Raw genomic sequence first — 11842 nt, 5'->3', positions numbered from 1 at the left:
CGCGCGGCAAATGCGCGCCGCGGATCAGTAGCGGAAGACGGATGCGCCCCACGTGAAGCCGCCGCCGACGCCTTCGATCAGCACGTGCTGACCGCGCTGGATGCGGCCGTCGCGCACCGCGGTGTCGAGCGCCAGCGGGATCGACGCGGCCGACGTGTTGCCGTGCTGGTCGACCGTCACGACCATGCGCTCCTGCGGCAGGCCGAGCTTGCGGCAGGTGCTGGTCATGATGCGGATGTTGGCCTGGTGCGGAATCAGCCAGTCGACCTGCTCGGGCGCGAGATTCGCCTTGGCGAGCGCCTCGATCGCGACCTTCTCGAGCACGTTGACCGCGAGCTTGAACACGGCCTGCCCGTCCATGTACAGGAACGCGCTGCCGTCGATCACGCCGCGATTGACGTTGCCCGGCGTGCAGAGGATGTTTGAATAGCTGCCGTCCGCGTGCAGCGCGCTGCCGAGCACGCCCGGCTCTTCCGATGCGGACAGGATCACCGCGCCCGCGCCGTCGCCGAACAGCACGCAGGTCGTGCGGTCCTTGAAATCGAGAATGCGCGAGAACGTCTCCGCGCCGACGATGAGCGCCGTGCGGTGCTGGCCGCTGCGGATGAAGCTGTCGGCCGTCGCCATCGCATAGGCGAAGCCCGAGCACACCGCCTGCACGTCGAATGCCGCGCCACCGTTCTTGATGCCGAGCTTGTTCTGCAGCAGGCACGCCGTGCTGGGAAACACGAAATCGGGGGTCGAAGTCGCGACGATGATCAGGTCGATCGACTGAGGATCGATGTCGGCGGCCTCGATCGCACGACGCGACGCTTCGAGCGCGAGATCGCTCGTCGTGACGTCCGGTGCGGCGAAGTGACGCGCATGGATGCCCGTGCGCGCAACGATCCACTCATCGCTCGTCTCGATGCCTTCCTTCGCGAGTCGATCGGCGAGCTGCTGGTTCGTGACGCGGTCGGGCGGCAGGTAGCTGCCCGTGCCGAGCACGCGGGAATAGAGAGTCGATTGGGCCATTTATGCTTTAGAGGATTGCGCAGCGGAAGGTTCGGCGTGATGGCCTGCGGCCGGGCTCGTCTGGCCCGCGCCGCCCGCGTCGTGTTCGCCGTCGCCGAGCGACACCGAATTGTCCGCCATCGCGCGCGCGAGGCGCTCCAGCACGCCGTTTTTGACGGCATCATACCCGCGTTTGATCGCCCACTCAAACGCGTAGGCATCGGCCGAACCGTGGCTTTTGATCACGAGGCTCTTCAGCCCCAGCAGCGCCGCACCGTTGTACTGGCGGTGATCGACGCGCTTCTTGAAACGCATCAGCACCGGCAGCGCAAGCAGCGCCATCAGCTTCGACATCAGCGAACGGCCGAACTCCTCGCGGATGATGTCGGACAGCATCTGTGCGAGCCCTTCGGACGTCTTGAGCGCGACGTTGCCGACGAAGCCGTCGCAGACGATCACGTCGACCGTGCCCTTGTAGATGTCGTTGCCTTCGACGTTGCCGCGGAAATTCAGCGTGCTGGCGCGCAGCAGTTCACCTGCGCGCTTGATCGTCTCATTGCCCTTGATCACCTCTTCGCCGATGTTCAGCAGGCCGATCGTCGGACGCTCCTTGCCTTCGAGCGCCGCAACGAGCGCGTGCCCCATCTCCGCGAACTGCAGCAGGTGCTGCGGCTCGCAGTCGACGTTCGCGCCGAGGTCCAGCATCATCGTGTAGCCGGTCGGGTTCGGCAGCGCGAACGCGATCGCAGGCCGCTCGATGCCGGGCAGCGTCTTGAGCACATAACGGGAAACGGCCATCAGCGCGCCGGTGTTGCCGGCGGAGATACAGGCCTGGGCCGCGCCTTCCTTGACTTGGTTGAGCGCGACACGCATCGAAGAATCCTTCTTCTTGCGCAGCGCCACTTCGACAGGGTCGTCCATCGCCACGACTTCGGTGGCGGGCACGATGGTCAGCGCGGGATCGTCGAGGGCTTTCAGCTTTTTCAGCTGGGCGCGGATCGCGCTTTCGATGCCGACGAGCATCAGGTGCGCATCGGGATGCGCGCGGACGAACTTGACTGCCGCGGGAACGGTCACGGACGGGCCGTGGTCGCCTCCCATGCAATCGATTGTGAGCTTTACGGTCATGGAATGCGACGAATTTCAGGCACAAAAAAGCGGCAGTTGAATGCCGCCTTTTTGTTGAGCCAGGAAAGTGTCAAGCGAACCAGTTGTCACGCGAACGGCGATCGTAGCGCGCAACGCGTGACTTGACGCTTAGTCGTTCTTCGTCTTGACGACTTTCTTGCCGCGATAGTAGCCGTTCGGGCTGACGTGGTGACGCAGGTGCACCTCACCCGTGCTCGGCTCGACTGCCAGCGGCGCTGCCGTCAGGAAATCGTGCGAACGATGCATGCCGCGCTTCGACGGCGACTTCTTGTTTTGCTGGACTGCCATGACTAACTCCTAAATAATTTTCCGGATTCTAACACAGCCCGATCCGGCGCTTAACTACCCTGGCCCAAAGCCCTTACGCCTTCCCGCGCCACAACTGCTTAGTGTTTCTTGCCGCCGTCCCCGTCCTTCTTCAGCGCTTCCAGCGCCGCGAACGGATTCGGCCGTTTGCCTTCGTCCTCGTCTTCGGCGGACTCGTCGTCCGCGTCTTCCGAAGGACCGCTCGCACCCGACACGAGGCTTTCGTGAACTGCCGGGCAAACCTCGTGCTTGGGCACGAGCGGCAACGAAAGCAGCAACTCCTCTTCGATCAAGTCGACGAGATCGAACTGGCGTGAGCCCACGATCACATCGGCTTCATCGTCGTCGAGCGGAAATTCTTCAGCTTCTTCTTCGGTCGCAACGACCCGGTACGTCATGTCGACGTCGAACGTCTGGTCGTACGGGGTCATGCAGCGCTGGCACGTGAGCCACGCATGGCCGTGCACCGCGAGGCGCAGATACGGCTGCTGCCCATCGGCGCCGTCGTCCTGCAACTCTTTCTGGGTGAACCCTTCGGCCTGCCACGTGAAGACCGTGTCGCGATCGGGCGCGTCCGCCGGCACTTCGTTCAGCATGCGCGGCAGCTGCGACAGGCGCACGGCACCCGCTGCCTGCCGCCCGCTGCGGGCGAATTCGAACAGGTCGACTGCGTGCGGATCAAGCGACGCCGCAGGTTTGCCAGAAGAAGTGTTCATGTTGCGCTCCTGCCTACAGGCTGACTTGCGGGATCCGGCTTGCTGGCGCCGTACATTTGGCGCCGCGCACGTGCGCGATCTACGCCGCGTACGATTACGTACTTTACTTCCGAAGACCCGGCAGGCGCCACCACTGCGAAAGCCTGCCGACGAAAAGCGGGAAAGCATACCTGTTTTACCTTTTGCGGTCAATCACTTATGCTTGCGCCCTCGCAACACCGCGCCACACCTGACGACTCATCGACCCAATCGACCATGCCGGATACCGTTTGCCGCCCGCCGCGGCTGATTCTCGCCTCCAGTTCCCGCTATCGCCGCGCGCTCCTCGAGCGCCTCGGCGTGCCGTTCGACGTGATGTCGCCCGACCTCGACGAAACCCCGCTCGAAGGCGAAACGCCGGCCGCGACCGCGCTGCGCCTCGCCGGCGCGAAGGCGCGCGCGGTCGCCGCGACGATCGACGCGCCGGACGGCGTACTCGTGATCGGTTCGGACCAGGTCGCGACGTTCGACGGCCACCAGATCGGCAAGCCCGGCACGCACGAGCGCGCGCTCGCGCAGCTCCTGTCGATGCAGGGCCGCGACGTCGAATTCCACAGTGCGCTCAGCTTGTACGACAGCCGCACGGGTGAAACCTGGAGCGAGGACGTCGTCACGCACGTGCGCTTCCGCTCGCTGCCCGAAGCCGAACTCGACGCATACTTGCGTGCGGAAACGCCGTACGACGTCGCCGGCAGCGCGAAATCCGAAGGCCTCGGCATCGCGCTGCTGGATGCCATCGACTCCGACGACCCGACGGCGCTCGTCGGCCTGCCGCTGATCGCGCTCACGCGGATGCTGCGTGCCGCGGGCTATCCGCTCTTTGCCACCCAGGGAGACCGCGCATGACGGCCGGCACGCTCTATCTCGTCCCGAACACCCTCGGCGAAGGCGACGCATCGATGCTCGCCGCCGTGCTGCCCGCGGCCGTCCAGGCGCGCGCCGGCACGCTCGGCTATTACATCGGCGAAAACGCGAAAACGACCCGCGCGTTCCTGAAGAAGATCGGCACGACGCGGCCGATCCAGGAAATCGAGATCCGGGAACTGAACGTCAATACGCCGGCCGGCGAGATCGACCGGCTGCTCGCACCGGTACTGGCGGGGGCGGACGCCGGGCTCGTATCCGAGGCCGGCTGCCCCGCCGTTGCCGATCCTGGCGCGCTGCTGGTCCGCCGGGCGCACGAGCGCGGCGTGAAGGTCGTGCCGCTCGTCGGGCCGAGTTCGATCCTGCTCGCGCTGATGGCATCCGGCCTGAACGGCCAGAGTTTCGCGTTCAACGGCTATCTGCCGGTCGATGCGGCCGCGCGCGCGAAACGCCTGCGCGAACTCGAGCAGTTGTCGCGCAAGGCGCGCCAGACGCAGATCTTCATCGAGACGCCGTACCGGAACCACGCGATGCTCGACACGCTCGTCGCGACCTGCGCGCCGTCGACGCAGATCTGCGTCGCAGCCGACCTGACCCTCGAGACCGAGACGATCGCCAGCCGTACGGTGGCCGACTGGAAAAAGGCGCCTGCGCCGAATCTGCACAAGCGCCCCGCCATCTTCCTGCTGCTCGCGAACTGAGATCGGCACCGGCAACAGCCTCGCGGCACGGGGCACCCCGCTCCGCTCGCCGCGGCGCCGGCCGGCTGCCGCTCAGCGCAGGCTGAACGACGCGCCGCCGGCGGTCAGCGCCTTCATCGCGGCACCGCCGACCGCCGCGCCGAACTTGCGCGCAACGCGATTCGTCAGGCTTTCCTTCACCGTGTAGTCGACGAGATCCGGCGCCTTCAGCACGTCGCGCGCGACCGTGTCGGTCGTGCCGTAGCCGTCGGCGAGCCCGAGTTCGACGCTCTTCTCGCCGGTCCAGAACAGACCCGAGAACATGTCGGGCGTTTCGTGCAGCCGCTTGCCGCGGCCATCCTTCACGGCCTTGATGAACTGCGCATGGACCTGGTCGAGCAGCGCCTGCGCATGGGCATCCATCTTCGGCGTCTCGGGCGAGAACGGGTCGTAGAAGCCCTTGTTTTCGCCCGACGTGTGCAGGCGGCGATCGACGCCCAGCTTGCCCATCAGGCCCGTGAAGCCGAACCCGTCCATCAGCACGCCAATCGAGCCGACGATACTCGCCTTGTCGACGAAGATCTTGTCGGCGGCGGACGCAATGTAATAGCCGCCCGATGCGCACATGTCGGTCACGACGACGTACAACGGCTTGTCCGGATACTTCGTGCGGAGCCGGCGGATCTCGTCGTAGACCATTCCTGCCTGCACCGGGCTGCCGCCCGGGCTGTTGATCCGCAGCACGACGCCGGCCGTGCCGCTGTCGTCGAAAGCGGCATCCAGCGCCGTATTGATGTCGTCGGCGTTCGCGTTGGTGCCCGCCGCGATCTCGCCGTCGATCGTCACGAGCGCCGTGTGGCGCCCGCTCGACGAGAACTTCGAGTCGCTCGAGAAATCGATCAGCGCGAACGCGAAGAGCACGAATACGCCGAGGAACGCGAAGCGGAAGAAGATCTTCCAGCGCCGCGCCGCACGCTGTTCCTTGACGGCCGCGAGCGCGATCCGCTCAAGCGCCGCACGCTCCCAGTTCGGTTCGCGGCTGTCGGGACGGGACGAGGAATCAGGGATGTTCGGTTGGTCGGCCATGCAGTAATGTCGTCAGTCGGTCGTGGCGGAAGGAGGCGGAGCGGCGGGCCCCAGGTCGGCATCCGGCACCCAGAATACCGCACGCCCGTCCGGCGTGTCGCGCTCGTCGACTTCGACCGGCCGCAGACGGCCGCCGCGGCACGGGCCGCCGACGCACTTGCCGGTATCCGGCGCGTAGATCGCGCCGTGCGTCGCGCACATCAGGTACAGGCCCGACGACTCGAAGAATTGCCCTTCGGCCCAGTCGAGCTCCATCGGCACGTGCGCGCAGCGGTTCAGGTAGCCGTAAGCGCGACCTTCGTAACGCACGAAGAACACGACCGCCTGCTCGCCGCGCAACGATGCGTCGACGCGCACGCCGGCACCGCCGTCGGCCAGTGCGTCCGATGCGCACACGCGCACGGCTTCCGGCGCCGTGCTCATGCGTGTTCCCGCAGCCACGCCGCCAGCGAGCCGACGTCCGGCGCGACGAAGCGCGGCGTCAGCGCGGCCAGCGCATCGGCCGTGTGCGCGCCGTACGCGACGCCAATGCCGGCGGCCCCGGCGCTGGCAGCCATCTGCAGGTCGTGCGTGGTGTCGCCGATCATCACGGTACGCGCGAGATCCTGCCCCAATTCACGCGACAGTTCGTGCAGCATCGCCGGGTGCGGCTTCGAGAACGTCTCGTCCGCGCAGCGCGTCGCATCGAACAGGCTCGTCAGCTTCGACTGGTCGAGCACGCGGTTCAGCCCGACGCGGCCCTTGCCGGTCGCGACCGCGAGCAGGTAACCCGTATCGCGCAATTCCGCGAGCAGTTCGCGCACGCCGGCGAACAGTTCGATGCGCTGATCGTCCAGCAGGTAGTGATAGCGATAACGTTCGGCCAGCCGCGGATAGTCGGACGGATCGAGGGTCGGCGCCGTGATCTGAAGCGCGTCGCGCAGGCCGAGGCCGATCACATAGCGGGACGCCTCGTCCGACGGCGCGGGCAGGCCGAGATCACGGCACGCGGCCTGGATGCTGTGCGCGATGTGCGCAGTCGAATCCATCAGCGTGCCGTCCCAGTCGAAGACGATCAGGTCAAATTGCTGTCGGGCCATGCGAGTCAGGCGGTATCGCGCAGAGCGCGGAGTTGATCGAGGAAGCGCCGGCATTCGTCCGGCAGCGGCGCGTCGAACTGCAGCGCCTCGCCGGTTAGCGGATGCGCGAGCTTCAGCCGGTGCGCATGCAGGAACATCCGTTTGAGCGACGGCTGCGCGTTCGCGCGCGCCAGCGCCTTGTTCAGTGCGAAATCGCCGTACTTGGCGTCGCCGGCGATCGGCAGGCCGAGATGCGCGAGGTGCACACGGATCTGATGGGTCCGACCCGTTTTAAGTTCCGCTTCGACCAGCGCATAGTCCGGCCAGCGCTCGATCAGGTTGAACACCGTGTGCGACGGCAGGCCGTCGTCCTGCACGCGCACCCGCCGCTCCCCTTCCGGGGTCGAATACTTGAACAGCGGCGCCTTCACCGCGCGGCGGCGGCCCCAGTCGGACTGCCACTCTCCGTGTCCGCACGCGAAGTAACGCTTGTCCATCCGGTTCTCGCGGATCTGCTCGTGCAGGCCGACGAGCGCCGAGCGCTTCTTCGCGAGCATCAGGATCCCGGAAGTCTCGCGGTCGAGCCGATGCACGAGTTCAAGGAACTTCGCCCGCGGACGCGCCTGGCGCATCTGCTCGATCACGCCGAACGCGACGCCGCTGCCGCCGTGCACGGCGACGCCCGCCGGCTTGTTGATGACGAGCATCGCGTCGTCTTCGTACAGCACCTCGAACTGCGCGGGCGGCACGATCGGCGTGTCGGCGCGCGCGAGGTCGGCCGCCGCCACCCGCACGGGCGGCACGCGGACGATGTCGCCGAACGCGAGGCGATACTGGGCGTCGACCCGACCCTTGTTCACGCGCACTTCGCCGCTGCGCAGGATCCGGTAAATATGGCTTTTGGGCACGCCTTTACAGACGCGCAACAGGAAGTTGTCGATCCGCTGACCGGCCGAGTTTTCGTCGATCTGGATCATCGATACCTGGCCGCTTGCGACTGAATTCTGGGATATTTTGCCTAACTCATTCATACTGAATATAATTTTGCCCAGCCTGACGTTGAGGGTGGCCTGACAGGCCGGCCCCGACGGAATCGGGCAAGGCGCAAGCGCAAACTGCTATTTTACTTGCGCCGGGGGTCTGCTGCTCGCCCCTAATCAAAGAGATGCAGCAAGTTGCACGCACGGCGCCCACCGTCGGCAAGGATCGCGCCCGCAGGCGGATTCGGTCGGCAAGGCGCCGCGGTAACGGAAAGTTGGTTGAAAAGAATTTGATCGGCAGCCCGACGGCGTGAAGTACGTCCGCAGGCTGCCGGTTGCGAAAATACGGCGTTGCGCCCGATTTGGCCCCGCGAAGCGTGCGGGGCTTGGCGACGTCAAACCAGGGAAGTACACCCCAGGCGGGAAAGTCGGGCTGGATTCGATACTCCCCGCTGCGGCCCAAGCCGCAGCATCTGCCGCCCGTCGGCGCGCGCGACGCATTGCGCGCGCCCCGTGGCAGTGCCCCGGTCTCAGGCTTAGCGCGCTTTCGCAGCGTGCGGTGTGTGGACGCCGTGCTTTGAAGCCGTGTTCGCAGGTGCCCTTTGGCCGCCGGCCCCGTCTTTCGGGCCCAAGCGCCTCTTCAGGCAATTCTCCCCGCCATCCTTCCCGCTCCAGCGTGCTCGTGACAACACAACAAGGCGCGGCCTGCCGTCGTTCCCGCCCTCGCGACTGACAACCGCGAGGCGCCGGCAGCAGAGCCGCCTGGAGTCGTTCATGAAACGCATGCTGTTCAATGCGACGCAGCAGGAGGAGCTGCGCGTCGCCATCGTTGATGGGCAAAAGCTCATCGACATCGACATCGAGACAGCCGGGCGCGAACAGCGCAAAGGCAATATCTACAAAGGTGTCGTGACCCGCATCGAGCCGTCGCTCGAAGCGTGCTTCGTCAACTACGGCGAAGACCGCCACGGCTTCCTGCCGTTCAAGGAAGTCGCCCGCCAGTACTTCAAGGAAGGCATCGACATGCGCTCGGCGCGCATCCAGGATGCCCTGCGCGAAGGCCAGGAGCTGATCGTCCAGGTCGAGAAGGAAGAGCGAGGCAACAAGGGCGCCGCCCTCACGACCTTCATCTCGCTCGCCGGCCGCTACCTCGTGCTGATGCCGAACAACCCGCGCGGCGGCGGCGTATCGCGCCGGATCGAAGGCGACGAGCGGCAGGAACTGCGCGAAACCATGGCGCAGTTGCAGATTCCGGACGGCATGAGCATGATCGCCCGCACCGCGGGCATCGGCCGCAGCGCCGAGGAACTGCAGTGGGATCTGAACTACCTGCTGCAACTGTGGCGCGCGATCGAGGCGGCGTCGCAAAGCGGCAATTCCGGCCAGCCGATGCTGATCTATCTGGAATCGAGCCTCGTGATCCGCGCGATCCGGGACTATTTCCAGCCCGATATCGGCGAAATCCTGATCGACACGACCGAGATCTACGATCAGGCCCGTGCGTTCATGGACATCGTGATGCCGGACAACGTGTCGAAGGTGAAGCGTTACCACGACGACGTGCCGCTCTTCTCGCGCTTCCAGATCGAGCACCAAATCGAAACGGCCTACTCGCGCACGGTGCCGCTGCCGTCGGGCGGCGCGATCGTGATCGACCACACCGAAGCGCTCGTCGCGATCGACGTCAACTCGGCGCGTGCGACCAAAGGCGCGGACATCGAGGAAACGGCGACCCGCACGAACCTCGAAGCGGCTGACGAAGTGGCCCGCCAGCTGCGCCTGCGCGACCTCGGCGGCCTGATCGTGATCGATTTCATCGACATGGAGTCGGCGAAGAGCCAGCGCGAAGTCGAGCAACGCCTGAAGGACGCGCTCAAGCATGACCGTGCACGCGTGCAGATGGGCAAGATCTCCCGCTTCGGCCTGATGGAACTGTCGCGCCAGCGCCTGCGTCCGGCCCTGTCGGAAGGCAGCCACGTGACGTGCCCGCGCTGTAACGGCACCGGCCACATCCGCGATACCGAATCGTCCGCGCTGCAGGTCCTGCGGATCATTCAGGAAGAAGCGATGAAGGAAAACACCGCGGCGATCCACTGCCAGGTGCCGGTCGAGGTGACCGCCTTCCTGCTCAACGAAAAGCGTCAGGAAATCAACAAGATCGAGTCGCGCTTCAAGGTCGGCATCGTGCTGATCCCGAACAAGCACCTCGATACGCCGCACTACAAGCTCGAGCGCCTGCGCCATGACGACGCGCGCCTCGACGATCCGCGTGCGTCCTGGAAGATGGCGGAAGAAGCCGCCCGCGAACTGGAGTCGGAAACCGGCTACAGCAAGCGTGCGGCCGACGTGAAGCCGAAGCAGGAAGCCGCGGTCAAGGGCATCACGCCCGAGCGTCCGGCACCGAGCCCGGCACCGCAGCGGCCGGTCGAGCCGGTGGCGGCGCCCGCACCGGTCGCCGCGGCGAGCGGCGGTTTCATCGGCTGGCTGAAGGGTCTGTTCGGCATGTCGCCGGCTCCGGCACCCGCGCCGGTCGCACCGGCACCGGCCAAGGAGCAGGCAGCCCGTCCGGCCCGCGAGCGGACCGAGAAGACCGAGCAGCGCGGCGGCGATCGCAACCGCAATCGTCGCGGCGGCGCTCAGCAGGCTCAGGGCGGTCGCGATCAGGCAGCGGCAGGCCGTGGCCAGTCGCAACGCCAGGAACGCGAAGGCAAGGAAGGGCGTGAACCGCGCGAAGGTCGCGAACCGCGCGAAGGCCGTGAACCGCGCGAAGGCCGTGAGCCGCGCGAAAGCCGCGAGGGCCGTGGCCCGCGCGAAGGCCGCGAACCGCGTGAGAGCCGCGAGCCGCGTGAACCGCGCGAGAACCGCGAACCGCGCGAGCGCACCGAGCAGCCGGAAGCCGTCGAGGCAGCCGGCCGCGGCGAGCGCCAAGAACGCGGCGAACGTCGCGAGCGCGGAGAGCGCCGCAAGCCGACGCAACACGCGGCGACGCTCGAAACCGTCACCCGTGGCGAGAACCATCCGGAAGCGGAAGCCGACCAGGCCGCAGCCGTCGCCCTGCCGGGCGTCGATGTCGCGGCCGACGCGGAAGCCGGCGCACGTGACGGCGAGGAACGTCGCCGCCGCCGCCGCGGTCGCCGTGGCGGTCGTCGCGAACGCGAGGACGAAGGCGCAGTCGTCGACCACGCCGAGCAAGGCGCGGACGGCGAAGCCGCCGTGCAAGCCGTGACGACGGAAACCCCGAGCGCGGTCGAGCCGGCACATACGGCCGCACCGGTCGCGATGGCAGCCGTCGCCGCAGCAGGCGCAGTCGTTGCCGAAGCAGCCGCACCGGTCGCGGCCGAGCCGCAACCGGCACCGGTTCGCGTCGAAGCGACGCCGGTCGCGCCGCTCGAGCCGGCCGTCGTCGCACCGGCAGCCGAATCGGCACCGGTCACGCCGGCCGCTGCTACGGAAGCCGCCCCGGCTCCGGTCGCGGTTTCGCCGACCGATGCATTCGAAGTGCCGGCCGCGCCGGCTGCCGTCGAAGCGCTTCAGTCCGCGCCCGTCGAGCAGGCTGCCCCGGCACCGGTCGTCGCAGCCGAAGTGGCTCCGGCCGCCGTCGAACCGGCTCGCGTCGAAACTGCGTCGGTCGAAGCCGTTGCCGCGCCGGCTCCGGCGCCCGTGCAAACGGCCGCTGCGCCAGCTTCGGCGAGCCTCGATGTCGTGCTGGAACAAGCCGGTCTCGTGTGGGTGAACACCGACGCCGACAAGTTCCGCGCTGCTCAGGAAGCCGCGTCGCGCCTGCCGCGCGCAGTCCGCGTTCCGCGCGAGCGCAAGGCGCTGCCGCCGGTCGACACGACCCCGATGCAGCAGGTCGAAACGTCGCAACATTAAGCGACGCATCGCCCGACCAGGAAAAGCCCGCCTCCGGCGGGCTTTTCCATTTCCGCGCTGCGGGTTTCCGCCCACCGGCCCGGCCAGCCGCTTGCGGC

General features: G+C 67.0%; 11 protein-coding genes. 3 read left to right on the top strand and 8 right to left on the bottom strand.

Annotation, left to right across the window (positions count from 1 at the left end; translation table 11 throughout):
* Positions 1-24 precede the first annotated feature (24 nt).
* The 4 genes from ACV22W_RS25465 to ACV22W_RS25450 all read right to left on the bottom strand — a co-directional run bounded on the left by ACV22W_RS25465 (position 25) and on the right by ACV22W_RS25450 (position 3164).
* Positions 25-1014 carry a beta-ketoacyl-ACP synthase III gene (locus tag ACV22W_RS25465; RefSeq protein ID WP_059691080.1) on the bottom strand — a complete coding sequence of 330 codons (990 nt, stop codon included), beginning with the start codon at positions 1012-1014 and terminating at the stop codon, positions 25-27.
* The gene (gene plsX, locus ACV22W_RS25460) at positions 1015-2121 is read right to left on the bottom strand and encodes a phosphate acyltransferase PlsX (protein WP_448022365.1); all 1107 of its coding nucleotides are present in this window, start codon (positions 2119-2121) and stop codon (positions 1015-1017) included.
* 129 nt (positions 2122-2250) lie between these two features.
* Complete coding sequence (gene rpmF / locus ACV22W_RS25455) at positions 2251-2430, bottom strand: 50S ribosomal protein L32 (RefSeq protein ID WP_006051932.1); 180 nt, start codon at positions 2428-2430, stop codon at positions 2251-2253.
* A 98-nt stretch (positions 2431-2528) separates the two neighbouring features.
* Positions 2529-3164, bottom strand: a complete 636-nt coding sequence (locus tag ACV22W_RS25450; protein WP_059702495.1) for a YceD family protein — start codon at positions 3162-3164, stop codon at positions 2529-2531.
* A 255-nt stretch (positions 3165-3419) separates the two neighbouring features.
* Here ACV22W_RS25450 and ACV22W_RS25445 point away from each other — a divergent pair, with 255 nt between their 5' ends.
* Positions 3420-4049: a Maf-like protein gene (locus ACV22W_RS25445; protein ID WP_448022364.1), complete on the top strand. Its 630-nt coding sequence runs from the start codon at positions 3420-3422 to the stop codon at positions 4047-4049.
* The gene (locus tag ACV22W_RS25440; RefSeq protein ID WP_059523739.1) at positions 4046-4768 is read left to right on the top strand and encodes an SAM-dependent methyltransferase; all 723 of its coding nucleotides are present in this window, start codon (positions 4046-4048) and stop codon (positions 4766-4768) included. The genes ACV22W_RS25445 and ACV22W_RS25440 overlap by 4 nt, the downstream gene beginning before the upstream one ends.
* Before the next feature lie 72 nt (positions 4769-4840).
* Here ACV22W_RS25440 and ACV22W_RS25435 read toward each other — a convergent pair whose 3' ends face one another.
* From ACV22W_RS25435 to rluC, 4 genes are read right to left on the bottom strand one after another with little or no spacing between them, the layout of a single operon-like run.
* The gene (locus ACV22W_RS25435; protein WP_059702499.1) at positions 4841-5833 is read right to left on the bottom strand and encodes a S49 family peptidase; all 993 of its coding nucleotides are present in this window, start codon (positions 5831-5833) and stop codon (positions 4841-4843) included.
* A gap of 12 nt (positions 5834-5845) precedes the next feature.
* Positions 5846-6256, bottom strand: a complete 411-nt coding sequence (locus ACV22W_RS25430; RefSeq protein ID WP_448022363.1) for a Rieske (2Fe-2S) protein — start codon at positions 6254-6256, stop codon at positions 5846-5848.
* Positions 6253-6912, bottom strand: coding sequence for an HAD-IA family hydrolase (locus ACV22W_RS25425; protein ID WP_448022362.1), 660 nt, complete (start codon positions 6910-6912; stop codon positions 6253-6255). Before ACV22W_RS25425 ends, ACV22W_RS25430 begins: the two co-directional genes overlap by 4 nt.
* Positions 6913-6917: 5 nt before the next feature.
* Positions 6918-7922, bottom strand: a complete 1005-nt coding sequence (gene rluC / locus ACV22W_RS25420; RefSeq protein WP_059702505.1) for a 23S rRNA pseudouridine(955/2504/2580) synthase RluC — start codon at positions 7920-7922, stop codon at positions 6918-6920.
* Positions 7923-8645: 723 nt separating this feature from the next.
* On the opposite strand from rluC, the gene ACV22W_RS25415 reads away from it, so the two are divergent.
* The gene (locus ACV22W_RS25415; protein ID WP_448022361.1) at positions 8646-11744 is read left to right on the top strand and encodes an Rne/Rng family ribonuclease; all 3099 of its coding nucleotides are present in this window, start codon (positions 8646-8648) and stop codon (positions 11742-11744) included.
* Positions 11745-11842: the final 98 nt, after the last annotated feature.

It is taken from the genome of Burkholderia sp. AW49-1, from assembly GCF_053427845.1.
This window is presented reverse-complemented; position numbering and strand designations above follow the sequence as displayed.